19 protein-coding genes are annotated in these 24563 nt (G+C 61.5%); 8 read left to right on the forward strand and 11 right to left on the reverse strand.

The genetic code is table 11. The features are described from left to right. Positions 1-72: 72 nt before the first annotated feature. Positions 73-294, reverse strand: coding sequence for a hypothetical protein (locus tag PG879_RS19135; protein WP_109113174.1), 222 nt, complete (start codon positions 292-294; stop codon positions 73-75). Positions 295-474: 180 nt separating this feature from the next. Between PG879_RS19135 and PG879_RS19140 the strand changes: the two genes are divergently transcribed. The 5 genes from PG879_RS19140 (at position 475) to PG879_RS19160 (ending at position 4165) form a co-directional block, all read left to right on the forward strand. Beyond that, positions 475-843 (forward strand): DUF2061 domain-containing protein, encoded by a 369-nt coding sequence (locus PG879_RS19140; protein ID WP_048206987.1) that lies wholly within the window; start codon positions 475-477, stop codon positions 841-843. Positions 844-953: 110 nt separating this feature from the next. After that, positions 954-1547: an MliC family protein gene (locus PG879_RS19145; protein ID WP_109113173.1), complete on the forward strand. Its 594-nt coding sequence runs from the start codon at positions 954-956 to the stop codon at positions 1545-1547. A 380-nt stretch (positions 1548-1927) separates the two neighbouring features. Beyond that, entirely contained in the window at positions 1928-2356 is a 429-nt protein-coding gene (locus tag PG879_RS19150; RefSeq protein WP_264786907.1) for a VOC family protein, read from the forward strand. A 717-nt stretch (positions 2357-3073) separates the two neighbouring features. Continuing rightward, the gene (locus tag PG879_RS19155; RefSeq protein WP_109113277.1) at positions 3074-3505 is read left to right on the forward strand and encodes a MerR family transcriptional regulator; all 432 of its coding nucleotides are present in this window, start codon (positions 3074-3076) and stop codon (positions 3503-3505) included. Positions 3506-3559: 54 nt separating this feature from the next. Beyond that, positions 3560-4165, forward strand: coding sequence for an NAD(P)H-dependent oxidoreductase (locus PG879_RS19160; protein ID WP_109113276.1), 606 nt, complete (start codon positions 3560-3562; stop codon positions 4163-4165). Between the two features lie 288 nt (positions 4166-4453). Here the strand turns inward: PG879_RS19160 and putP are convergent, their stop codons facing one another. The 8 genes from putP to PG879_RS19200 all read right to left on the reverse strand — a co-directional run bounded on the left by putP (position 4454) and on the right by PG879_RS19200 (position 13565). Then, positions 4454-5962, reverse strand: a complete 1509-nt coding sequence (gene putP, locus PG879_RS19165; protein ID WP_045525661.1) for a sodium/proline symporter PutP — start codon at positions 5960-5962, stop codon at positions 4454-4456. Between the two features lie 274 nt (positions 5963-6236). Continuing rightward, positions 6237-7163, reverse strand: a complete 927-nt coding sequence (locus tag PG879_RS19170) for a L,D-transpeptidase family protein (RefSeq protein ID WP_010675523.1) — start codon at positions 7161-7163, stop codon at positions 6237-6239. Between the two features lie 185 nt (positions 7164-7348). Beyond that, positions 7349-8590, reverse strand: coding sequence for a mechanosensitive ion channel family protein (locus PG879_RS19175; RefSeq protein ID WP_010675524.1), 1242 nt, complete (start codon positions 8588-8590; stop codon positions 7349-7351). 349 nt (positions 8591-8939) lie between these two features. After that, positions 8940-10139, reverse strand: a complete 1200-nt coding sequence (locus tag PG879_RS19180; RefSeq protein WP_041215759.1) for an acetate kinase — start codon at positions 10137-10139, stop codon at positions 8940-8942. Between the two features lie 218 nt (positions 10140-10357). Then, positions 10358-10828: a YhcH/YjgK/YiaL family protein gene (locus PG879_RS19185; protein ID WP_010675526.1), complete on the reverse strand. Its 471-nt coding sequence runs from the start codon at positions 10826-10828 to the stop codon at positions 10358-10360. A 309-nt stretch (positions 10829-11137) separates the two neighbouring features. Next, on the reverse strand, positions 11138-12244 hold the full coding sequence (locus PG879_RS19190) for a 1-acyl-sn-glycerol-3-phosphate acyltransferase (RefSeq protein WP_042016043.1): 1107 nt from the start codon (positions 12242-12244) through the stop codon (positions 11138-11140). Positions 12245-12418: 174 nt separating this feature from the next. Continuing rightward, positions 12419-12973 (reverse strand): GNAT family N-acetyltransferase, encoded by a 555-nt coding sequence (locus PG879_RS19195; RefSeq protein WP_109112751.1) that lies wholly within the window; start codon positions 12971-12973, stop codon positions 12419-12421. Positions 12974-13010: 37 nt separating this feature from the next. Then, a complete protein-coding gene (locus PG879_RS19200) occupies positions 13011-13565 on the reverse strand; it encodes a GNAT family N-acetyltransferase (protein ID WP_109112752.1) in 555 nt (184 codons plus the stop codon). 351 nt (positions 13566-13916) lie between these two features. On the opposite strand from PG879_RS19200, the gene PG879_RS19205 reads away from it, so the two are divergent. Continuing rightward, a complete protein-coding gene (locus PG879_RS19205; RefSeq protein ID WP_109112753.1) occupies positions 13917-15689 on the forward strand; it encodes a M4 family metallopeptidase in 1773 nt (590 codons plus the stop codon). Between the two features lie 57 nt (positions 15690-15746). Here PG879_RS19205 and PG879_RS19210 read toward each other — a convergent pair whose 3' ends face one another. After that, on the reverse strand, positions 15747-16646 hold the full coding sequence (locus PG879_RS19210) for a LysR family transcriptional regulator (RefSeq protein WP_029314793.1): 900 nt from the start codon (positions 16644-16646) through the stop codon (positions 15747-15749). Between the two features lie 202 nt (positions 16647-16848). Here PG879_RS19210 and mdtH point away from each other — a divergent pair, with 202 nt between their 5' ends. Next, the gene (gene mdtH / locus PG879_RS19215) at positions 16849-18042 is read left to right on the forward strand and encodes a multidrug efflux MFS transporter MdtH (RefSeq protein ID WP_109112754.1); all 1194 of its coding nucleotides are present in this window, start codon (positions 16849-16851) and stop codon (positions 18040-18042) included. Between the two features lie 231 nt (positions 18043-18273). Next, on the forward strand, positions 18274-19476 hold the full coding sequence (locus PG879_RS19220; RefSeq protein WP_216987104.1) for an ISL3-like element ISAeme19 family transposase: 1203 nt from the start codon (positions 18274-18276) through the stop codon (positions 19474-19476). A gap of 51 nt (positions 19477-19527) precedes the next feature. Here PG879_RS19220 and PG879_RS19225 read toward each other — a convergent pair. Continuing rightward, a partial coding sequence (locus tag PG879_RS19225; RefSeq protein WP_270830579.1) for a VCBS domain-containing protein occupies positions 19528-24563 on the reverse strand: 5036 nt, incomplete at its 5' end.

The raw sequence follows: 24563 nt of genomic DNA on the forward strand, positions 1-24563 counted from the left end.
TAGCGACTAATCAGATCGCACAAACTGGACTGAGTTCCCTTCCTCCGGTGATCTACTATTCGGAACAGCTATTTAGGCTTGCCTGGCATCGGCGCCTGCGGGCATGTCCCGCCAGAGCGCCAGAATGAGCAGCGCCAGCAGGGCAAGGGGCGGCACCAGGCAGAGCAACACGCACAGGAAGGTGACAAGCCCCGGGTGGCGGCTCTTGCGCCGGGCCAGTCGCCAGGCCACCACGCCGACGACGATCATCAGCAGCAGCATGAAGAGAACAAACAGGTTGGAGTTGATGGTCATGAAAGCTCCTTTTTCATGGCAAAAGGCACACTCTAGCGCCGTTGCGGTCCCAGGCAACTCCCAATCTGGTGGGGCCTCCCCCGGTCGATAGGCATTTTCTATTTCGCCGATAGATGAGAATGATTTTCACTTGATGGGGTTCTGGGTGATACTGCCTTCATCGCCAGAGGAGACACCACCATGAAAAAGACCATCAGCTTCGCCATCCTGCACTTCAGTGTCGCCTTCACCGTGGCTTACCTGCTGACCGGCGAACTGCTCACCGCCAGCCTGATCGCCCTCATCGAGCCCGCCGTGAACACGGTCGCCTTCTACTTCCACGACCTTGGCTGGCACAAGCTCAAGCCTGAACACAGCCTGCAGGCCAAGACCAGCAGCTTCGCCCTGGTCCACTTCTCGGTGGCCTTCGGTGTCGCCTACCTGCTGAGTGGCGAGCTGCTCACCGGCGGCGTGATGGCACTGATCGAGCCTGCCATCAATACCGTCGTCTTCTTCTTCCACGAGCGGCTGTGGCGCAGCCGCCAGACCTTGGCGCTGGCCGGCGTCTGATTGCCATGCAGGGCCGCCCGCCACCCAAAAACACGGGGTGCTCCTGCCTCCTTCGGGTGTAAAGTGTGCTCTGGTCACGGGGCATCATGCCCCCTGTTGGAGCCCTGTCGATGAACAAGATCTTGCTTGGAACCCTGCTGTTTTCCCCTCTGCTGGCCGCGGCGGCCACCCCGTCCTTCGAGTGCGCCAAGGCGAAAGGCGCCGCCGAAACCCTCATCTGCAAGGATGCCGGACTGGCTGCGCTGGATAACGAGCTGTCAGCCCTCTATCCCAAGGCGATTGCCGGGTTCTCCCCCGAGCAGCAGAAGAGCGAGCGCGCCATCCAGCGCGGCTGGATCAAGGGGCGCAACGACTGCTGGAAGGCGGGCAACCTGCGCCAGTGCGTGGAAGAGAGCTACCAGTTGCGGATCACCGAGTTACAGATAAAAGGCGGCCAGCTGAGGGTGCCGACGCCGGTCGATTACCACTGCGGCAAGAGCGTCACCCTCTCCACCTACTTCTACAACGAGGCCAAGCGGCCCGCCGCCATGATCAATTTGAGCGAGGGGAACGACCAGCAGCAGGTGCTCGCCTATGAGACCCCCAGCGCCAGCGGCGCCCGGTACGAGGGGCAAAACCTCACCCTCTGGACCAAGGGGAGCGACGCCATGCTGGAGCGCTACGGTCAGCCCACCCTCAACTGCAGCGAGATCCCGGGCAACTGATCCCCCGCCCGGCCAGGGGCCGGGCAACCACTCCCGTACAGGCAGCAAGAGGGTCACCGACAGGTGACCACTCGCCCCCTTTTACCTATCCCCAGCCCCCTCTCGCCAATCCAGCCCGGACGCCAGGCTTTCGGGCTGGCCTCCATTTGTTGATCTTGCCCGGCAATTCGCCATTTCCTCCTTCCCCTTCGCTCGCGGGCCGTTAATATAGCCAATTGGCAACACACGCCTCGTCGGAGTCTCCCATGAGCCATGCCAACCACGCCCCTTTGGTCAATCGCAGCAAGCTGGAAGCTGACATTCAGGGCGGTAGCGTCGCCAAAGGGCACAACCGGCAAGAGGTAAGTAACTGATTCAACCATGTCGAGTGGAGTGAATGTATGGAAACGCACACACTGCATCGGGGTCGGCTGATCGACCATCTCCAACTGGTGGTGAAAGACCTGACCGCCAGCGAGCGCTTTTACAGGGCCATACTGGCCACCCTTGATGTGCCAATCGGCGGCGCGGGTGAGGGTTACTTCTGGGCTGACGAGCTGTTTGTCACATCCATCGACAGCCCGGCAGCGCTCGGCGCACTGACCGGTCGCCATCACCTCGCCTTCCAGGCGCAGGACCGGACCACAGTCGATCGCTTCTATCAGGCAGCCCTGGCCCATGGCGGCCAGGATAACGGCGCCCCCGGCGAGCGGGTTTATCACCCCGGCTATTACGCCGCCTTTGTCCTCGATCCGGACGGCAATAATATCGAAGCGGTTTATCACGGCGAGGCAAGGCGCAGTGCGGGGTCGGTGATCATTACTTACTAAAAAGATGACAATTCATCATTGGCAAGGACAACAAGTCATGAATTAAATAATTATTCAATCAAAGGATGATTTTAAATATGATTAAAACGTTCCTGATTACCCATGACCCTCAGCCAGCTTCAAGAGCCGATATGGCATCGGAGGGCTTGGGAAAGTGCGAACAAGTATCCCACGAACAAAAAATGAAAATTTTAGTCATTTAATATCAATGGGTTACCATTAAATGCTCTCGTGCCATATGACTTATTCGCACCTTCCCTAATCAGACCTACAAATAGAGATATTCCCCCCCTCCTTCAGGATCGGAAAATCCCCTGAGGGAACCACTTTTGGCCACCCAGGGCCCTGTCTGGTTAGACAGAATCACTATAAATGGAATTTATTGGTTCTCCGTGGATGACCACATTTTCTCTTATAGTGGCGATCACCAGTCCATTTACACCCGTTCTGGCCCCATCAGGGGTCAGCGCGGCCTTGCACCCGCCTCGGCCGGACGGGTGCAAGGCCCTCACATTCGATGGAGCATCGCCATATCCAGAGCGCAGTCGGCGCAATACACTGCTCCTGTGCCGTGCCAGGGACGCGGCTATGTAGCTCCAGAACCACAGCGTTATCATCCCTGTACTGCGCCGACTGCCCCTCCTCCGTGGGGATGCATTCCCCCCTGCCACTAACCTATAGTGAGCCCCTACTCGAACAACCTTTGCGAGCAGCACCATGTATATCGGCGAATTTGCCCGGCTGGCGGGCACCACCCCAAAGGCGGTCCGTCTCTACGAGCAGATCGGGCTGCTGCCAGAGCCCAGGCGGCGCGGCAAGTATCGCGTCTACCGGGCCGAGGATCTGGAGTGGGTCGGTTTTATCCGCGAGGCCCAGCGGCTTGGCTGCAAGCTCGGGGAGCTGGTTCCCCTGCTCGCGGACGTCACCAGCCTCGACCACTTCCCCTGGCAGAAGGTGGAGCAGCTTATCGCGGACAAGCTGGCGCAGATCGAGGCGGAGGTCGCCAGGCTGCAACGCCAGCATCAGGGCTTGAGCCAGTGCGCCACGCTGCTGGCGCAGCACCCCTGCCGCTATGGCGCCCCGGCGCGGCAATCCCCAGACGGGCGGGATCATCCCGCCGCCGCGGATCGGGGTCAAAAGGTGGCTTGACTCTGTCCCATGGGACAAGGGGTGTAATGGGGGCTCACTTCAAGGAGCCATACCATGACCCCCAACCTGCTTGTTCTCAACGGCAACCCCAAACCCGACAGCCTCTGCCACGCCCTCGCCCGAGAGTATGCCCGCAGTGCCGAGCAAGGGGGCGCGCGCGTCACCCTGCATCACGTGGGGGAGCTCGCCTTCGCGCCGGATCTTCACCATGCCTATGACGAGGTGCAGCCCCTCGAACCGGATCTGCAGGCGGTGCAGCAGAGCCTGACGCAAGCCCACCATCTGGTGATCGTCGCCCCCGTCTGGTGGGGCCACCTGCCAGCCCGGCTCAAGGGGCTGCTGGATCGCACCCTGCTGCCGGGTTTCGCCTTTCGCTACCAGCCGGGGAAGGCGCACCCGGAGCAGTTGCTCGCCGGCAAGACGGCGCGCCTGCTGCTCACCATGGACAGCCCCCCCTGGTATTACCGCTGGTGGCAGGGAGCCCCCCTGGAGCGCACCCTGGACAAGCCAGTGCTGGGGCTGTGCGGTATCCGGCTGACCCACCGCCAGCATCTGGGGCCCGTCCACACCTCGGATGAGGGGGCCCGCCAGCGCTGGCTTGCCCAGGCCGGGGCCGCCGCCCGCCAGGATGTGCAGCGACTGGGCAGGCGCCCCGCCTAATCCCTGCCATGGGCATGTTTTGCCCATTAAAAAGCCCCGCAGTTGCGCAATGCTGTTCAGATAAGCACATTTTTGACTAATTATTCATAAATGCGACTTGAGTTGGGGGAGCAAGGCTGTTTCCAGTCGATGTTCCTTCAGCCTTTATCCAGCGTGGCTTGCAATAGAAAGAGGGAGGCATCATGCCTCCCTCATTTTTTAGCCCTGATACTACGTGGACTGGAACTCAAATTCTCTTAAGTGAACAGCATTGCCGCAGTTGCGGGGCTTTTGTCGTCGAGGCGGGGGTTATTTTGCCGCGATGGCGTCTGCCATGGGGCTCTGGAACTCCTGCTCGGCTTCTGCGAAGCGATCCTGCATGGCCTTGGAGGGGGCCTTGTCCAGCAGGCTGAACAGCACGATGGCCAGGGTGGCAAACAGGAAGCCCGGGATGATTTCGTACAGACCCAGCCAGCCGAACTGCTTCCAGATGATGACGGTCAGGGCACCGACCAGCATGCCCGCCAGGGCGCCGTTGCGGGTCATGCGGGACCAGAGCACGGAGAGCAGCACCACGGGGCCGAAGGCGGCACCGAAACCGGCCCAGGCGTAGCTCACCAGCCCCAGCACCCGGTTTTCCGGGTTGGTGGCGACGGCGATGGCCACCAGAGCGATCAGCAGCACCATGGCGCGGCCGACCCACACCAGCTCTTTCTGGGAGGCGTTCTTGCGCAGGAAGGGCTTGTAGAGATCCTCGGTGATGGCGCTGGAGCAGACCAGCAGCTGGCAACTGAGGGTACTCATGACCGCAGCTAGGATGGCGGAGAGCAGCACGCCGGCAATCCAGGGGTTGAACAGGATCTTGGAGAGCTCGATGAAGACGCGCTCCGGGTTGGCGGTCACGCCGCCCGCCTGCTCGGTGAAGGTGGAGAAGTAGGCCAGGCCGAAGAAACCGATGGCCACGGCGCCACCCAGGCACAGCACCATCCAGGTCATGCTGATGCGACGGGCGCTGGCCATGGAGTGGTGGGAGTCCGCCGCCATGAAGCGCGCCAGGATGTGGGGCTGGCCGAAGTAGCCCAGGCCCCAGGCCATCAGAGAGATGATGGCGATGAAGTCCAGGTTCTTGAACATGTCGAGGTTGCTGGCGTTCTGCGCCGCCACCTGCACCATGGCGGTGTCGATGCCGCCCACGGCGATGATGACGAACACAGGAGTCAGGATGAGGGCGAAGATCATCAGGGTCGCTTGCACGGTGTCGGTCCAGCTTACCGCGAGGAAGCCGCCGAAGAAGGTGTAGGTGATGGTGGCCGCGGCACCGATCCAGAGGGCGGTGTCATAACTCATGCCGAAGGTGCTCTCGAACAGGCGGGCACCGGCCACCACGCCGGAGGCGCAGTAGATGGTGAAGAACAGCAGGATCACCAGGGCGGAGAGGATGCGCAGCACCCGGCTCTTGTCTTCGAAGCGGTAGGTGAAATAGTCCGGCAGGGTCAGGGCGTTGCGGTTCTTCTCGGTGTGAACCCGCAGCCGACCGGCCACCCAGCGCCAGTTGAAGTAGGCGCCGATGATGAGGCCGATGGCGATCCAGCTCTCGGAGATGCCGCCGATGAAGACGGCGCCAGGCAGGCCCATCAGGAGCCAGCCACTCATGTCGGAGGCACCGGCGGAGAGGGCGGTCACCCAGCTCCCCATCCGGCGGCCGCCGAGAATGTAGTCGTCAAAGTTACGTGTGGCGCGATAGGCGATGAAGCCGATCAACACCATCCCGAGGATGTACACCAGAAAGGTGATGAGCATGGGGGTGCTAGCTGTCATTCAAAACTCCGTTATGTGACGTCTGTGCCCGTTCTTGCGACGGACTCTTCCTTAAAAAAACCGGCCTAGAGTAATCAGCAGATCGCCGGACCACAACCACTTTTAACAAATAAAAAACACATGGAAAACGTTTAACACCTAACCAAGCAACCACTCAATTGCAATAAGGCCGGATTTTATCCCGATCTGCCAAGGGTTTACCCTGATGATCCCCTCCCCCGCGCCATAAAAAAGCCCCGACAGTGGCCGGGGCTCGGAATACCGACGGGCGGGATCAGCGGTTGATGGCGATGGGCATGCCGCTGCGCTGCTCCAGGGCCTGCTTGACCAACTGGGAGTCGCTGTCCGCGTGGGCGATGAAGCGGGTCACGGCGGTGGACATGGGCAGCGGGGCCGGCAGGCTGGAGTTGAACTCCTCCTGGTTGCGGGAGAGAGGCTGGTGCACTTCCAGGTAGCGGCGGCCATCCGGCTCGACAGAGGCCTTGATGGGCTGGTTCACGAACTGGACGCGGGTACCGACCGGGACCTGCTTGAACAGGTACTCGATGTCGTCGTTGCGCAGACGCACGCAGCCGTGGCTCACCCGCAGGCCGATGCCGAACTGGGCGTTGGTGCCGTGGATGGCGTACATCTTGCCGATGTAGAGCGCGAACAGCCCCATGGGGTTGTCCGGACCGGCCGGCCAGACCGCAGGCAGGGTCTCGCCACGGGCGGCGTACTCGGCGTGCATCTTCGCGGTCGGGGTCCAGGTCGGGCCCGCCTTCTTGCGCTGCACGCTGGTCACCCAGTCTTCCGGGGTGTCGGTGCCGAGCTGGCCGATGCCAATCGGCAGCACTTCCACCACCTTCTTGCCTTTGGGGTAGTAGTAGAGGCGCATCTCGGCGACATTCAGTACGATGCCTTCACGGGGGGCATCCGGCAGGATCAGCTGATGCGGCACGACCAGCTTCTCGCCCGCCTGCAGCAGCAGGGGGTCTGCCTTGGGGTTGGCTTCCAGCATGTTGGTCAAGCCGAGCTGGAATCTGGCCGCTGCCGCTTCCAGGGGTTGGCCCGCCTCTTCCGGGGACACCACGTAGTCCAGGTTTTCCCCCACCAGGCGGCTGTTGGCTGCGGGCAGGGCATATTCGATGGCGAGGGCGGGCATGGCGGCCAGGATCAGGGAGCAGCACAGTGCGGCCGCCGTGTTGTGGAGGAGCTTCATAACTTTCCTGTGATAAAGGGGGTGGTTCAGCACTCTGGCCAGCGCGGAGGCGACGGGCGCGCCCGGGGCGAAGAGAAGGCCGCCATTTTTCTCCTCTGCCATGCAAATTTCAACCGCCACGTGCTGACGGGTCGGAGATTAAATACGGTGCCGCGCTGCGCCACGGCACCTTGTCATAAGCGGGATCAGCCGTTTTTCCAACTGTGCATATCATAACCGGTTGGCGACTGATGCAAACGCAGATGGAATTGCTCAATTATCGCAAATATGTGGTCGAAAATATCAGCCTGTATCCCTTCATACTCGGCCCAGGCGGTGGTCGCCGTGAAGCAGTAGATCTCCAGCGGCAGGCCGTCCGTGGTCGGTGCCAACTGGCGCACCATCAGGGTCATGTCCTTGCGAATGCCCGCATGGGCCCGCAGGTAGGCGTCCAGATAGGCGCGCAGGGTGCCGAGGTTGGTGAGGTGGCGACCATTGATGGGGCAGCTGATGGCATCGCTGAGCTGCTGGTTGTAGCTGCTGAGCTCCTGCTCCTTGCGGCTGAGGTAGGGTGCCAGCAACCTGGCCTGCTTGAGCTGCAACTGCTCCTGCGAGGTGAGGAAGCGCACGCTGGTCATGTCGATGTTGACGCTGCGCTTGATGCGGCGCCCGCCGGATTCGGTCATCCCTTGCCAGTTCTTGAAGGAGTCGGAGATGAGGGCATAGGTGGGGATGGTGGTGATGGTCTTGTCCCAGTTCGACACCTTGACCGTGGTGAGGCCGATGTCGGTCACCTCGCCGTCCGCCCCGTACTTGTCCATCTGCAGCCAGTCACCGACGCTCAGCATGCGGTTGGCGGAGAGCTGGATACCCGCCACCAGGCCGAGGATGGGGTCCTTGAACACCAGCATCAGGACCGCGGTCATGGCCCCCAGGCCGCTGAACAGGAAGAGCGGCGACTTGCCGAGCAGCAGGGCGATCATCAGGATGCCCACCAGGATGCTGGCCACCAGTTTCACCCCCTGGAAGATGCCGCGCAGGGGCAGATCCCGCCCAAGCCGGGTATGGCGGCTCAGGGAGAGCAGGCAGTCGAGCAGGGCGAACAGGGCCAGCAGCAGGAACAGCAGGATCCAGAGCTGGGCCAGCAACTCGATAAGCGCCAGGCTCTCGGACGCTTTGGGCAGCCAGATCTCCGCCTGACCGAGCAGCACGGCCCCCTGGAACACGAAGGCGAGCCGGTAGAAGAGGCGTTGCTGCAACTGGGGAGGCAGCCACATCTGCTTGGTCTTGCCAAGCAGCCCCACCAGGCGCACCAGCAGGATGCGGTGCAGCACCAGGTGCAGCACCATGGCGGTCAGCACGATGAACCCCAGGGCGATCACCAGGGCCATCATGGGGGTCACATCGACCCCCAGGCCTGACAACCAGTTGAAAAACATCTCTTTCATCGTTACCTCCGCAATGTCACACAGCGGTCAGGGTACGCATCTGGTCCCCCATGTCAAATGACAGGCCGATCACTATTGCCGAAACGACAACGCCCGGCAGGGGCCGCAATGCTGTTCACTTAAGAGAATTTGAGTTCCAGTCCACGTAGTATCAGGGCTAAAAAATGAGGGAGGCATGATGCCTCCCTCTTTCTATTGCAAGCCACGCTGGATAAAGGCTGAAGGAACATCGACTGGAAACAGCCTTGCTCCCCCAACTCAAGTCGCATTTATGAATAATTAGTCAAAAATGTGCTTATCTGAACAGCATTGCGGCAGGGGCCGGGCGTTGTCATCACCAGAGGGTGCCTTAGCCGACCAGGCTCAGGGCATCACGGGCGATCACCAGCTCTTCGTTGGTGGGCATCACCAGGGCCAGACGGCTGCCTTCGACGGTGATGGGGCCTTCACCGCCCAGCACGGCTGCGTTGTTGGCCTCCTTGTCGATCTTGAAGCCGAGCAGGGCCAGTCGGGCCAGCACCATCTCGCGCACCATGGCGGCGTTCTCGCCGATGCCGCCGGTGAACACCAGGGCGTCCAGGCGACCATCCATGGCGGCAGCATAGGCACCGACGTACTTGGCAACGCGATAGGTGAAGACGTCCAGTGCACGCTTGGCACCGGCGTCGGTGGCGTAGTTGCCGGTGACGTAGCGGCAGTCGCTGCTCTCCTCGGTCATGCCCAGCAGGCCGGATTCGCGGGTCAGCACCTGGTTGATCTTGTCCACGCTGTAACCCAGATTGTCGTGCATGAAGAAGACGATGGCAGGGTCGATGTCACCGGAACGGGTGCCCATCGCCAGCCCTTCCAGCGGGGTCAGCCCCATGGAGGTGTCGACGGACTCGCCGTTCTTGATGGCGCAGACGGAGGCACCGTTGCCCAGGTGGCAGTTGATGATGTTGAGCTCATGGAGCGGTTTGCCCAGCGCCTTGGCGGTCTCTTCGGCGATGAAGCGGTGGGAGGTGCCGTGGGCGCCGTAACGACGGATGCCGTTCTCGCGATAGAGCTTGTAGGGCAGCGCGTAGAGGTAGGCTTCCTCTGGCAGGGTCTGGTGGAAGGCGGTGTCGAACACGGCCACGTTCTTGTCGGCCAGGGCCGGGAACACCTTGAGGGCGGCACGGATGCCGATGAGGTGCGCCGGGTTGTGCAGGGGGGCGAACGGAATGGCGGCCTCGATGCCGGCGATCACGCCCTCATCGATGCGCACGGAGCGGGAGAACTGCTCGCCGCCGTGCACGATGCGATGGCCGATGGCGACCAGCTGATCGGCCAGGGCGGGATCCTGGGGCAGGATGTGGCCCACGATGTGGTCGAGGGCTTCCTGGTGCGCGGCACCGGCGCCCAGCATGGCGTCGCCCTTGACCCCGTGGAGTTTCCATTTGATACGTGCGTCATCCAGATTGAAGCATTCGGCCAGGCCGGACAGCATGTCCTCGCCCGTTTCAGCGTCCATTACGGCAAATTTCAGGGAAGAGCTACCGCAGTTAAGGATCAATACCAACTTGCTCATGTTCTACATCTTCCTGTGCTTCGGCTTTACGCCGACAGTGTCGTGTCATCCAGCGATGGATGGGATTCCCCTGCCGGGGGCTTATGGTCGCAGGAGGGTGCGTCCAATTTTTCAAATCGTTGGGCGCAGACCGTTCGTCTGGCGCGCGCGTCGAATCAGCGATTCGCAACGGGCCTCTGTTGGCCCAATCACTCGGGACTCCAGGCCCCGGTTGCCACTCAGGCGCCGGTCAGCAGCGACTGGTGAACCTTGACGACCAGCTTCTTGACCGGACCTGGGGTCGTCAGGGTACAGAGGGGGCGATGCAGTTCTCCCGGCCAGAAGATGGCGAAGTCGCCGGGCTGCAACGCCAGATAACTGGTCTGCTCGTCATCGACGAACCAGAGATCGGGGTGAGGATGGTCGGCACCGTCCCGGCTGTAGGCGTGAGGGCCCACGCCGATCCACTCCTCGCCGCGCAGCAGCAGCTGGATGTCCAGATACTGCTCATGAAACTCGCCCCGGCGATCCGCCACCGGCTCTGTCAGATCCTCGCTCACAAGGCAAAACAGCGTGAGGCCGTCGACCTCCTGCTTGCCGAGGGGGGCGTGCAGCCAGCGTTCGACGCTTTGCACCACCTCGGCCACGATACGGTTCAGGGGGGCGGGCAAGGGGGTGCGTTGCAAGGTATCCAGACTGCCGGTGATCATGAGGTTCGCATCCTTAGGTATATCTGTGGTCTATCTTTGTGCACCAATGAAAAAGGACCATTGAAGGTCCTTTTATCGTCTCGTCTGCCATCCGTGCAGACGGGGGCGCTGTCGCTTCCAAGCCGATGGCGCCGAGTCACTGTTGCATACTCGTCCGCCCCTGCCAAGAGATACTCGCCCATTCACCCGATGATCGTACCAGTTGAAACAATATTATTCACTACCCAATCTCCCCCGACTTTGACCAGACGCAAAAACGGGAGCATCTGCTCCCGTTTTTTTTCCATCACCCGCTCAAAGCGGTGCCATTCAAACCTTGCCGGCGTTTTCCACCGGCTTGGCGTACATGGCGCGCCAGATGGCCTTGTGCTCTTGTGGCACCTCGGACTGGCGAGTCAGGAAGGCGCTCTGCTCTATGGTGCTGGCCTTGCCGGGCACATCCGCCGCGAGGTAGTTGCCCGGGAAGAGGCGATAGCTGCTCCAGATCGCCTTGTCGATGAGCGCCGCCAGCTCGTCCGGATCGCTGAAGCCCTCGGTGATGGGGGCGCCGAAGGAGACATGTACCCGCCCCTTCTGGCCGACGATGCCCGCGACGATACTCTCGATGTCCTCGAACTCGCCCTTCTCGTAGCTGCCGTTGACCGACTTCTCGTAGAGCTCGCGCGCCTTGGCCTTGTCGGTGGGATCCAGCTCGTAGCTGATGCTCACCGGCACGATGTTGAGGCTGCGCATGTAGTCGACGAAATCGATCTTCTGCTTCTTGCCGTCCACGTAGAACATCTTGAGGATGGCAGGATCGGTCTTGTCATCTCCGTCCTTGGCGCGCCCCTCCTTCTGGGCGATCCAGATGGAGTGCCCCTCGTGCACCGACTGGCCGATGTAGGCCGACAGCTCCCCGAGGGCCTTCATCATCTCCCGCGGTCCCTTGGCGGAGCGCTTGACGATGAAGCTCTTGTTGAGCTTCATCAGCTCGGTGGCGCAGGGCTTGCGCAGCAGGTTGTCGCCGATGGCGATGCGCACGGTATCGAACCCGTGGGTGTGCAGCCCCCAGTTGACGAACGCCGGATCCATGGCGATGTCCCTGTGGTTGGAGACGAACAGGTAGCCCTGCTCCTTCTTGAGGTGTTCGAGCCCGGAGAAGCTCACCCCCTGGGTGGAGGTGGCGATCATCCGGGTCATGTAGCGGGTCACCCCCATCTGTACCTGATGGATGGTGCTGACCTTGGCCCACTTGTGGCGCAGGAACTGGCGGATCAGCGGGCGAATGGCCCAGCCCAGCCAGCTCATCAGGGAACCGAAGCGGTATTTGGCGATGGCGCCGATAAACTCGTCATCCTGGATCAGCCGCTCGATGGCAGCCGGTACTTCTTCATCGCGATAGGGGCGAATGTCCGCGAATCTATCTACTTCTGTCACAATGTCTGCCTTGCATGTATGGAGTCGCGGCCTGCGTCTGCCGGCCGGGAAAATTCAGGGCGCAATTTTACACGCTTTTATCCCCAGGGGTATGAGAGGCGTACAGATAGTGCGATCTTGCAGTGAAAAAGCGATGGCGGTCACCCGCCAGCCTCCCTTTCGACAACGGCTCTGCTAGCCAGCGGGGTTGATGAACGCGGTGAGGACGTGGTCCTCCCAGCGGCCGTTGATCATCAGATAGTCCCGAGCGTACCCCTCCTGCTCGAACCCCAGCCGTTCGAGGAGCGCGCCACTTCGCAGGTTCGCGGGCATGTAGCTGGCCATGATGCGATGCAGGCCCCGCTCCCGGAATAGGTGATCGATGCCGGCGGCCACCACCTCCTGCATCAGGCCCTGCCCCTCGTGCTCCTTGTCGATGGCATAGCCCAGGTGGCACGCCTTGAACATGCCCATCACAATGTTCGTGAAATTGCAGGTGGCGATCACCCGCTCCCCCCTGGGATCGAGCGCCACCAGTTGCACGGCACTGCCCTCGAAATAGTGGCCGTAACCGTCGCGCAAGCGGGTCTGCCAGTGGGCGAGGGTGTAGAAGCTCTCCTCCCGCCTGGGCTCCCAGGGGGACAGATGGGCGCGATTGCGCAGATAGAAATCCACCATCAGGCAGGCCCGCTCCGGGGTCAGCACGGTCAGCCGGGTGCGGGGGGTGACAATGTGGGGCAGCGTCGTCATCTCGCCCTCAGGAGGTTGGAAGCGGACAGAAGGGTCATCAGAGATCCCTCAGCCTCAGCCACTCGTCCCGCAGCAGGCCGTAGTGCACGTGATCCACCACCCTGTCCGCCAGCCGCTCCGCCCGCCGGGTGATCCCCTCCTGGGTCATTCCCAGCCGCTCGCACACGGCCCGGCTCGTCTCGTTCTCGAGGGCGGCGCTGATCTCCACCTTCTCCATCCCCATCTCCTCGAAGGCGTGATGGATCAGGGCCTGGCAGGCCCGGGTGATGATGCCGTGCCCCTGCCAGCGCTCCGCCAGCCAGTAGCCGATGGTCACCTTGCCGAGATCCTGATCGATCTGGTTGTAACCGATGACGCCGACCACCTCCCCCTGATACTCGATGGCCGTGGTCAGCCCCTCCCCCCGGGCAAACTTCTCGATGGCGTGGCGAATGAAGGTGGCGCTGTCGGCGGGCTGCTGGATGTGGGGCACCCAGGGCAGCCACTGGGAGAGGTAGTCGCGGTTGCGCTGACAGAGGCGAAACAGCTCGCTGGCCATGTCGGGTTGCAGGAACAGGAGCGCCAGCTCGTCATCCAGTTGCCATGAAAACATCGCCACTCCTCCCCGGTTCCACTCCGGCCATCTGCCGTCATGGGAGCCAATGTAGTCAATCAATCCCTTGTTTGCCAAGGACTTTTCAACCGGCTTCCCCGCTGGCAACCCCCATATGGCGATCCCCATGCGGGCACCTTGATCCCAAAGTCATCAATCACCCCTCACAGCGGTTCAACATGCTGCCATTACCAGTATTCGTGGATGATTGGCGCTGTAAAAGTGAATCGTGCTACCTGTTTTCGCTGCCCTGTGACAAATGACAGGCCGTTATTTTCCCCCTTCCCACTAGTGTAAGAGCGCCGGGCAACGGACCCGGCGTGTAATCTTCATCGACTAAGGAAAGACGAGATGAACAAAGTCTATTTGGCCGTCATGCTGGCCTGCTGGGGAAGCGCCGCCATGGCGGCAGAACAGGTGGAAGTGAACCAGGTCTCCGATCTGGCCGGTGCGGTGAGCGGCGCCGCCAAGATTGGCGCCCTTGGCGCCGGGGATGGCGAGTTTCGCAAGGTGCGGGCGGTAACGCTGCCCAATGGCCAGCAGCGGATACGCTATGAGCAGACCTGGCAGGGGATTCCAGTGTGGGGCCAGGTCCTGGTGGCCGATCAGGCGCTGGGGGGCCAGGTCAATCAGGTGTCCGGCACCATGCTGCGCAAGATCGATGCCGACCTGACGGGCCCGGCCGTTGCCCTCTCCGCCAGCGACGCCGCACGCCAGGCTCGCAGCGGTGCCAAGGGGAGCAACGAACAGGTCAAGCTGTTCGTGATGCAGGATGAGACCGACCAGGCCAGACTGGTCTATCTGGTCTCCTGGCTCGCCGCCAGCAAGGAACCGAGCCGCCCCTTCGTGATGATCGACGCCCAGACCGGCAGCGAGCTCAAACGCTGGGAGGGGATCAACCACAAGGACGCCACCGGCCAGGGGGGCAACGTCAAGACCGGCAAGTATTTCTACGGCGCCGACTTTGGCCCCCTTCAGGTGGATGACAACTGCCGCATGACGGGGACCAATGTGGACACCCTCAACATGAATCACGGCACCACGGGGGGCACCATCCACCAGTTCACCTGCCCGGAGAACACGGTCAAGGAGATCAACGGTGCCTACTCTCCTCTCAACGATGCCCACTACTTCGGCAACGTGGTGTTCGACATGTACCGCAACTGGTACAACACGGCGCCGCTGAGCTTCAAGCTCAAGATGCGAGTGCACTACAGCCGCAACTACGAGAACGCCTTCTGGGACGGCAGCCAGATGACCTTCGGCGACGGGGCCACCACCTTCTATCCACTGGTAAGCCTGGATGTGGCGGCCCACGAGGTGAGCCATGGCTTCACCGAGCAGAACTCAGGACTGGTCTACTCCGGTCAGTCCGGCGGCATCAACGAGGCCTTCTCCGACATGGCGGGGGAAGCGGCCGAATACTACATGAAGGGCAGCAACGACTGGCTGGTGGGGGCCCAGATCTTCAAGGGCAACGGCTCCTTGCGCTACTTCGAGGACCCGGCCCGGGACGGCAAGTCCATCGGCCACGCCAGCGATTACTATGACGGCATCGACGTACACCACAGTTCCGGGGTCTACAACCGCGCCTTCTACCTGCTGGCCAACACCAGCGGCTGGCAAACCCGCAAGGCGTTCGAGGTGTTCGTGCTGGCCAACCGCCTCTACTGGGGCCCCAACACCACCTTCGATCAGGGGGCGTGCGGGGTGACCAAGGCCGCCACGGATCTCGGCTACAGCGTGAGCGACGTGGCAGCCGCCTTCACCGCCGTCGGGGTCAATGCCACCTGCGGCGGCACCACGCCCCAACCGGGCAGCGTGCTGCAAAACGGGGTACCGGTGAGCAATCTCACCGCCGCCAAGGGGGGCAAGCTGAACTTCACCGTCGAGGTGCCCGCCGGCAGAAGCCAGCTGGTGGTGACCAGCAGCGGCGGTAGCGGGGATGCGGATCTCTACGTAAAGTTCGGCAGCGCGCCGACCGCCAGCAGCTATGACTGCCGCCCCTACAAGAGCGGCAATGCCGAAACCTGTACTCTGAACGCCCCCAAGGCGGGGACCTGGCACGTGCAGCTGAGCGGGTTCAGCGCCTTCTCCGGCGTCACCCTCAAGGCCAGCTACTGAGTCTGAGCGGGCATCAAGGGGAATAAGCGAAGAGCGCCGGCCTGGTCCGGCGCTTTTTTATGTCCGCTTGCCCGACCAGCGCCGGGCAAGGGTACGGGCCGCCTCCAGCACCCGCTCTTTGGCGGGATTGGGGCGCTTGCCGCTGCGCCAGGCCATCATCACGTCCCAGTGATCCGGTGGCAGATCCACCACGTCCAGCTTCACCAGGCGACCGAACTCCAGATCCCGGGTGATGGCGAGCGCCGGCATCAGGGTGATGAAGCCGTGCTCCAGCGCCAGCTCCCGCGCCGCACTCGCTGGCTGGATGGCGTGCAGCGGGCTCGCCACCTGGCGCAGCAGGCGCAACTGCAGGATCAGCTCGTCGCAGCCCGTCCCCCACTGCTGGGGGGCCAGCCGCTCGTTGGCGATGTCCTGCAGGGTCAGCCCCTGCCGCCCGGCCAGCGGGTGGGTGGCGCAGGCCACAGCGATGATCGGGGAACGGTAAAGCAGTTCGAGCTGGATGCCCGCGATGGCAGGGCACTTGAGAATGAAGCCCACGTCGGTCTCGCCGGTCAGCAACTCCTGCATGATGATGCCAGAGTGATCCGTGTTGCAGCGGATCTCGAAGGTCTCGTCCACCAGGGCCAGCAGCAGGGGGCCGAACACCGCCGTGGTCAGGGAGGGGAGGCAGGAGAGCCGGATCCGCGGCAATGCAGGCGCCCCCTGCATCGCCAACCGCCCCCCTTCCAGTGCGCTCAGGGCCGCAGTCGCGGCAGGCAGAAACTGCTCGCAGGCCGGGGTCGGGGTGGCCCCCCGACGATGGCGACGGAACAGGGACTGGCCCAGCTCCTGCTCCAGCACGGCAATGCGCTGGCTCACCATGGGTTGTGACCAGCCGCGAATGGCGGCCACCTTGCTGAAGCTGCCACGGTTGGCCACATCCAGCAGCAGTTGCAAATCGTCGAGGGTCATAGCCATAACCAAATCCAATATGAAATATAGCCAGTTGTCGGCTACCACTATATCTGGAGCCCCACCAGAATAGCAGCATCAATCGTCATGAACCGGCTGAACGCCACCGAGCCAGGGAGTTGTCACCCTCCTTGGCTCTGTTTGGTGACGGCGCCGTTCGGGCAAGAAAGACAACAATATCAGCGAAGCAAACAGAGGTATCAGGGTCATGGTGGATCGGGCGAGGCGGTTGGGGCGGTGGTTCTTGGCATTGGATTCCCTGCTGGTGATCCTGGGCTTTTTCGTGGTGATGCCCATGATCAGCCTGCGCTTCGTCGACCAACTGGGCTGGGCCGCCGGTGTGGTCGGACTGGCACTGGGGCTGCGTCAGCTTACCCAGCAAGGGCTGGGGGTCTTTGGCGGCTCCCTCGCCGACAAGTTCGGGGCGCGCCCCCTCATCGTCTACGGCATGCTGCTGCGGGCGCTGGGGTTTGCCAGCCTGGCCTATGCCCAGAGCGGATTGGAGCTGATCCTCTCCTGCATCATCTCGGGGCTGGGTGGCTGCCTGTTCGATCCCCCCCGCGCCGCCCTGGTGATCAAGTTCACCCGGCCACGGGAGCGGGGTCGCTACATCTCCCTGCTGATGATGCTGGAGAGCGCCGGCGCCGTGGTGGGAGCCCTGCTCGGCAGCTGGCTGCTCAACTTCGATTTTGAATATGTCTGCCTGCTGGGTGCCGGCCTGTTCGTCTGCGCCGCCCTGTGCAACCTGCTGATCCTGCCCCCTTACAAGCTTTCGGTGCGTCCGACGCCGATCCGGGACGGCCTCGGCCAGGTGCTGGCGGACAAGGCCTTCTGCCGACTGGTGCTGATCTTAAGCGGTTACTACGCGCTCTGGGTGCAGGTCATGCTGATCTTCCCCATCCTGGTCAAACAGATGGCAGGCAGCACCACGGCGGTGGGCTGGATGTATACCCTGGAGACGGCCATCTCCCTGGCCCTGCTCTACCCCCTTGCCCGGTTCGGCGAGCGCCACTTCAAGCTGGAGAACCGCCTGATGGCGGGGGTGCTGCTGATGACCACGGGGATCGGGCTGGTGGCCTTTGCCACCACCTTGCCCGCCGTCTTCCTGCTGCTCGCCTGCTTCTATCTCGGCATCGTCATCGCCGAGCCGGCGCGGGAAACCCTGATGACCAAGCTGGCACAACCGGGGGCGCGGGGCAGCTACATGGGCTTCAGCCGACTGGGGCTGGCGCTCGGGGGCATGACGGGTTACGTGGGGGGCGGTGCCCTGCACGACTACGCCATGGCCCAGGGGCAACCCTGGTTGCCCTGGCTGGTGCTCGGCACCGTCGGTGTCACCACCTTGCTGCTGCTGGCCAACTGCTTCCAGCGCGGCTCCCGCCTCGCCAGGGTCAGTGCCTGACCGCTGAGCCATGTCTGTCACAGGATCGCTGGGGCGCCTCTCCTTCGAGCTGGCGCCCTCGCTTTACCCGGCTCCCGGGTTCCCTTTCCTCTTACAGTTCCTCCCCAGACGCGGAGGACGCGCATAAAAAAAAGGTTCTTCGCGGGATCTTGGGGAAGTGGAAGTTGACAGACAGGGTGCTGGTAAACTGGCTGTCTCCAAACACACCACCACCATCACCCTGCTGTCGCCGTGCATCATATTGATATTGCCTCCTTCTGGCCAGGTTATACCGTCATCGCCCAAGCGCTTTCTGCCAACCATCACACCCTGTTTACCCTTGAGCCTCGCGCCGACTTCTTGCCCCGTTGTCGCCGATGCCTGCAACCCACGCCATTGATCCACGACCAACGTATCCGCCGGGTGCGTGAGCGAGACCTATTTGACCGACAAGTCTGGTTACAACTGCCTGTTCGCCGCGTCGACTGTCTGCGCTGTGGTCGCGTCAGTGAACATATCGACTGGCTCCCCTCTGGCTCCCGCCTCACCCGGCGCATGCAGTGCTGGATTGAAGCGCTCGTTCAGTACCTCCCCATCCGCCATGTCAGCCAGCTCACCGGGGTCGGTTGGCACACCATCAAGGAGATCGACAAGCGCCGTTTGCAGACCAGTGTGGGCACCATCGAACTTGGGGAGGTGCGGCGGCTGGTGATGGATGAGTTTGCCCTGCACAAGGGACACCGCTATGCCACCGTGATCATGGATGCCGAGCGAACCCGCGTCCTGTGGGTGGGGCACGGCAACAGCCGGGCCGCTATCCGTCCCTTCTTCGAGCAGCTCGGCGAGCGATGCCAGCAGATTGAGGCGGTGGCGATGGACATGAACACGGCGTTCGACCTGGAGGTGAAGCAACACTGCCCGCAGGCGGAGGTGGTCTACGACCTGTTCCACGTGGTGGCTCGCTATGGCCGAGAGGTGGTGGACCGGGTGCGAGTGGAGCAGGCGAATGCACTGAAAAGCGATAAACCGGCGCGAAAAGTGGTCAAAAGTGCGCGTTGGTTGCTGCTACGTAATCGGGCGAAGCTGAGTGAAAAACAGGATGTGACGTTGCAGGAGCTGTTGGCGGCGAATCAACCGCTGGCGATGGTGTACGTGCTGAAAGAGGCGTTGAAGGGCATCTGGTATGCGCCGAGCGTGTGGGAAGGATGGCAACGATGGCGGAGCTGGATGCGGCAGGTGAAGGAAAGCGGGCTAGCGCCGCTGCAACGATTTGGTCGAAATTTATCGAAATATATGCGGGGGATCCTGGCGAGTGCAAACTACCCGATGCACACGAGTGTGCTGGAAGGGGTGAACAACAAGATCAAAGTGATAAAGCGTATGGCATATGGATTTAGGGACTCAGAATACTTTTTTCTGAAAATCAAGGCGGCCTTCCCCGGAAAGCCGCGATGAACCAAAAAAAAGCGGCAGATTGCTCTGCCGCTTTCTGATCCCCTGGCCGGATTACTTGTCGATATCCAGCATGTGATTGTTCGGATTTAACATGTAATCGATCACCTGGTTCGCCGTGGTCCCCGAGCCCCCCGTCAGGGAGTCGAAGGTGTGGTTCATCAGCACTATCTCCTGGGTCACCGGCGCCGCACTGCTCTCCTTGACTTGCAGATGCACCCCTTCGCTGTCCTGGAACACCGAGAGCAGGCTCTTCAGGGAGCTCTCGCTCTTGCTGCCATCGCTGTCGAGCAAGTCGCTCAGATCCAGCTTGTCCCCTTCCGACTTGCTGAAATCGACGATGTAGTCCTTGGCCACCTTGCCAGCCTCGGTATCCCCCTTCAGCCAGGTGAAGGTATCGGCACCTGCATCCCCCATGAGGATGTCGTTGCCGGCCCCCCCGATCAGGATGTCGTTGCCCAGCCCGCCGCTCAATATGTCGTTGCCGGTACCGCCATAGAGGGTGTCGTTGCCACTGCCACCATAGAGGCGATCGTTGCCGCTCTCCCCATAGAGGCGATCGTGGCCGCTACCACCGAACAGGGTGTCGTTGCCGGCACCGCCGTACAGGAAGTCATCTCCCCCCTGACCGAACAGGATGTCATTGCCATCACCGCCGAGGAGGGTGTCACCCTTGTCATTGGTCGACGACTGATCGAACTCGCTGGCATGATCCGTGATGTAGGCGTGCACCTGGGCATCGGTCACCGACCCTGCCCCCAGCTTGCCGCTCACATACTGCTTGATGGCCGCATACCCTTCCCCGCTGATGCCGGTGAAGCGTACCGCGTCGCCAAACAGGATGTCGTCACCGGCCCCGCCATCGATCCGGTCGCTGCCAGGCAGGTTGTTGATCGGCGTTCCCAGGATGGCATTGGCCAGATCGCTGGCATTGACACCGGTCATGATGACGCCGTCCGAGTCATAGGACTTGAGGTCTTCGTAGGAGATGTTGGCACCCAGACCGATAGCCTCTACCGAAATCCCCATGGCGGTAAGCAAGGCAAAGCCTGCCACCGAGTTGCTGATAGTCGTGCTGGAGGTATAGTCACCATCGCCGTCCAGAGTCGAGTAGGTGTACCTACCCTTACCATCCGGGCGCATATAGCCGACCGGGTTGTTATATCGGCCATTAACATACACATTGCCAGCGCTATCAATAATGGTATATCCATCAGCGCTATAGACGCGTCCGGGAACATATGTACTGCCGATAACGTCGTTGAGATAGACGTCATAGCTGCTACCCCAGTAATTCAACACCCTCGGATTAGAACCTTCACTACCGAGATAATAGGTCGGCTTACCATCGGTGATGAAGTAGGTTAGGTTCTTCGCATTGGTGTTGCTTTGAACGGTCGAGCTGCTGAACCAGTTGGCCACCGTCTTGAACGCATCCTCGTAGTTGGTACCGCCCCCACTGCTCATGGAGTTGATTACCGACTGCAGCTGGCTCAGGGCATTGCTGTCTTTTAGATTCACACTGATGCTGGCGTTCGACAGGGTATCGAAGTCAACCAGCATGATGTTGACAGTACCGGCACCCTCGCTACCCGCACTGGTCTTGAGGCTGGAGAAAATCTTATCCAGCTGGGTCTTTATCGTCTTCATGGCATCGCTGCCGATACTGCCGGAGCTGTCGACCATAAAGGCAAGGTTGTAGTTCTGGCCGGGCAACACCACGCTGCCGTCCAGATCCCCCACCACGATATTGTGTTCACTGCCATAGGTCCGGTTCTGATCGCCAGGTTCACCTTCGGTGGCATTGAAGTAGCTCAGGCGGATGCTGTCATCGTCGGTGGCGGAGCTGGTCTGATCGGTCCCCACCTCCTTGGCGATAGCCTCAACCTTGAGATCGACCTGGCCGGCACTGTTACCGGGGACTCGCAGGGTCAGCCCGCTCAGCTTCACATCCAGCGCGCTCGCACTCCACAGACCGCTGCTGGCGGTGAGGGTGATCTTGCCGTCGGCTCCAGCGGTGCCCAGCCGCTGGTTGCCGTTGTAGAGCAGGGTGTTTTGCGGCATGCCGCTCAGCACCAGGCTGTCGAACTGCTCGCTACCATCCCGATCGCTCAGGGAGGCACTCACCTCCAGCGGATAATCGACCACCACCGGCTGCACCAGGGTCAGCACGCCCGTATCCTGATTGATCTGGTAGACACCGTCGGCGAACTGGACATACTCCACGTCGTGCAGCGCCTTGGTGATACCGACCCCCTTCTCCGTGACCGAGAAGTTGAACCAGCGATCATTGATCGAGTATCCGCTGCCCTTTGTGATGGCGTAGTCGGCACGGTTGCCGGACAGTACAGCGATATCTTTATCACCAGCACCGCCATAGAGAGTATCGCCACCCAACCCAGCGACCAGAATGTCATTTCCAACGCCGCCGTCGAGGGTATCGCCCGACACTGAGTTGCCACCGACCAGCACGTCATTGCCGTTGCCACCGACGAAGTGGTCGCCGCCCCCCTTCTGGCTCACGATGTAGTCGTTGCCATCACCGCCCACCACGGAGTCCTTACTAGAAGTGCTATCGGTCAGGGTCTTGGTGATCCCGAGGGCCCCCTTGTCGAAGTTGCCGGACTGGAACTGGCCCGTGGAGATCCCCGCGCTCGGGAAGCTCTGGCTGTAAGACGGCATGCCATTCCCCATCAGGGTGACGTTGACCGTGGGCTTGTCGGCCACCGCCGCCACATCGATCACCAGCTTGCTGCCGTTGCTTAGGTTGGCACCGTCGCTTATCTGATAGCCGATGCTGGCATAGTCGCCCTTCATGTTGCCGACCACGGCGCCGTTGCCGTTGGCGGCATGGGTGCTCGATTCGTTCAGACCTGGCACGAAGCGCAGATGACCTGCGTTCACCTCGGCATAAGAGATAAGGGCACCGCTCGAGACGGTCACCCACTGACCCGCGGCATTGAGATACTCGAGCTTGCCACTGAGAGGCAGGGTGCCGATCTTCACGCTGAGATCGCTCGCAGCCTGATCATCGCTGGCACCAAACTGGGACCAGGTCAGCACCTGGGGCTGATCTTCGGCACCGACGCTGTGGCCGCCAGCCGCCATCGGCGCCCGATCATTGTCCACTATGGTACCGGTCCCGCTCTGACCACCGATGGTCACCGAGAGGGTCTCGTTCGTCTCGACCAGACGATCGTTCACCGTCGGGATGGTCACCGTGAAGTCTGTCACGCCCGCCGGCACGGTGATCTTGCCGGTGGTGCTGTTGTAGGTCACGCCGTTGCTGAACTGGGCATTGCCCCAGTCCTGGTTGGAGGCGGGGTTGTTGCCCGATCCGCGAATGGCGAAATCGTATTCGGTCGCTTCCTGGGTCGCATCGGACAAGGTGACCTTGTGCAACAGGTTGCCCCCTTCAGTCACGCTCTCGCTGGAGACACCCTGAACCAGCGGCGTGAAGAGAGGCTTGGTGGCAAAGGAGCCAATGCTGGCGTCACCGTCACCATCCACCACCCGGATCTGGAAGTCGATGTCGCCATCTCCCAGGGGTTTGGACATGTTCTGGTACTGGAAGAACTCCCACTTACCGGTGGTCGGGGTGAACTCCAACCTGAACACCAAAGTGCCGTCACTGGCTTCGCCATACAGGGTATTGGGTAGACCTGCTTTGCTGGAAATTGAGATCTCTTTACCAGTAGCTGTCATCAAACCCACTTCATTGGATCCCAAAAGCGCTATATGCCCCTTGTCATCAGCCCCCCATTGCGGTGCAACCGTACCCGAACCATAGGCGATGGCCTGCGCCGTGTTGGCACCGAGGAACTCGATGCTCTGTACGGTGAAGTCGCTGTTGTCGGAGATATTGGTGTTGCCGTTGTTGGTCGCCTTGATCACCATGGTATCGAAGCCACCCTGCTGCACCTGGAAGTTCTGGTTGAACTCTCCGCCCGCTGCATCCGATCTGAATGAAAGTGTGGAAATCAATGCGTTGTCTCGGTAGAACTCCACGACCCCGCTCTCCAGCTCGCCGCCAAACATCTTGCTGAACTTGATGTTGGCGCCGTAGGCAACCTTGCCCGCATCCAGCGTGACAATCAGTCGCTCGGAGACGGAGTAGCCATCAGCAAAGTGACGGAAGTCAATTTCATTGGCGAGGTTGTGGTAAGGCGCCTCACTGCTGGCCACTCCCAAGCCCGAGCTGGAGCCATTGACGCTCGCCGCAATCAGCGTCGAGTCGGTTGCCGAAGTGAAGCCCATCGCCGTGATGCTGAAGCCGTTCGCATTCAGGGTGGCCTGATTGCCGCTGTATTTGGTCAGATCGAACAGACCAGTCAGGGTGTCAGGGATGTTCGTTCTGGTCACGGCCACGGCATCCATGTCGCCTGCCACCGGCGAGTCGTCCTCGACCGAGATGAGCAGGTCACTAGAGGCACTTGTCTTGCCATCCGATACGGTCACACCAATCTTGATGTCTTTTACATCCTCATTATCTGGATTCTGATGGTCAACCGGGGCCTTGAGGGTCACATCGTAGCTCCACTCACCCTTGCTGCCACCAACCGGCGCGGTCAGCTTCACGTCCATGACAGTCTTGTAGTCGGTACCACCCGGTGTGCCGGTATACCCGGTCAGCACCTTGGTGGCAGCATTCCAGCTCCACTGCACCGTAGCCCCCCCGGAAGTCAGACCCGCCGGCCCATTCAGGCTGATGGTCAGACTATCCTGGCTATCGACGTCGCCGACCGTGATCTTGCCGCTTGCAGCCACGCGGTCAGTGGTATCACTGCTGCCTGACGTATCGGCAATGCCGCCGGCAAGCCCCTCTTCGGAGACCACGGCCCCCTTGTCGATGCTCAGTGTAGGCGCATCGTTGGTGCCGATAATGGTGACCGAGACGGTATGGCTGGTGCCATCCACAGACTGCACGGTGAAGGTCTCGACCTTGGTCTCCCCCTCGCCCAGGTACTGCACCTTGCTGTTGTCGACCTGGTAGGTCCAGGCGCCGCCCTCGGTGATGGCGAGGCTGCCCAGTGCGCCGGCACTCGGGGTGCCGTTGCCGGCCAGGAACTTGGCCTCATCGGCGCCGTCCA

This window comes from Aeromonas sp. QDB63 (assembly GCF_027707425.1).
In the GTDB taxonomy this organism is placed as follows: domain Bacteria; phylum Pseudomonadota; class Gammaproteobacteria; order Enterobacterales; family Aeromonadaceae; genus Aeromonas; species Aeromonas caviae.

Excerpts from the sequence above, each read along its gene's own strand:
- PG879_RS19155 (WP_109113277.1), top strand. The coding sequence starts at position 3,074 with ATGTATATCGGCGAATTTGCCCGGCTGGCGGGCACCACCCCAAAGGCG.
- mdtH (WP_109112754.1), top strand. The coding sequence starts at position 16,849 with ATGGTGGATCGGGCGAGGCGGTTGGGGCGGTGGTTCTTGGCATTGGAT.
- PG879_RS19180 (WP_041215759.1), bottom strand. The coding sequence starts at position 10,139 with ATGAGCAAGTTGGTATTGATCCTTAACTGCGGTAGCTCTTCCCTGAAA.
- PG879_RS19175 (WP_010675524.1), bottom strand. The coding sequence starts at position 8,590 with ATGAAAGAGATGTTTTTCAACTGGTTGTCAGGCCTGGGGGTCGATGTG.
- PG879_RS19195 (WP_109112751.1), bottom strand. The coding sequence starts at position 12,973 with ATGACGACGCTGCCCCACATTGTCACCCCCCGCACCCGGCTGACCGTG.
- PG879_RS19135 (WP_109113174.1), bottom strand. The coding sequence starts at position 294 with ATGACCATCAACTCCAACCTGTTTGTTCTCTTCATGCTGCTGCTGATG.
- PG879_RS19160 (WP_109113276.1), top strand. The coding sequence starts at position 3,560 with ATGACCCCCAACCTGCTTGTTCTCAACGGCAACCCCAAACCCGACAGC.
- putP (WP_045525661.1), bottom strand. The coding sequence starts at position 5,962 with ATGACAGCTAGCACCCCCATGCTCATCACCTTTCTGGTGTACATCCTC.
- PG879_RS19145 (WP_109113173.1), top strand. The coding sequence starts at position 954 with ATGAACAAGATCTTGCTTGGAACCCTGCTGTTTTCCCCTCTGCTGGCC.
- PG879_RS19210 (WP_029314793.1), bottom strand. The coding sequence starts at position 16,646 with ATGGCTATGACCCTCGACGATTTGCAACTGCTGCTGGATGTGGCCAAC.
- PG879_RS19200 (WP_109112752.1), bottom strand. The coding sequence starts at position 13,565 with ATGTTTTCATGGCAACTGGATGACGAGCTGGCGCTCCTGTTCCTGCAA.
- PG879_RS19205 (WP_109112753.1), top strand. The coding sequence starts at position 13,917 with ATGAACAAAGTCTATTTGGCCGTCATGCTGGCCTGCTGGGGAAGCGCC.
- PG879_RS19140 (WP_048206987.1), top strand. The coding sequence starts at position 475 with ATGAAAAAGACCATCAGCTTCGCCATCCTGCACTTCAGTGTCGCCTTC.
- PG879_RS19185 (WP_010675526.1), bottom strand. The coding sequence starts at position 10,828 with ATGATCACCGGCAGTCTGGATACCTTGCAACGCACCCCCTTGCCCGCC.
- PG879_RS19170 (WP_010675523.1), bottom strand. The coding sequence starts at position 7,163 with ATGAAGCTCCTCCACAACACGGCGGCCGCACTGTGCTGCTCCCTGATC.
- PG879_RS19150 (WP_264786907.1), top strand. The coding sequence starts at position 1,928 with ATGGAAACGCACACACTGCATCGGGGTCGGCTGATCGACCATCTCCAA.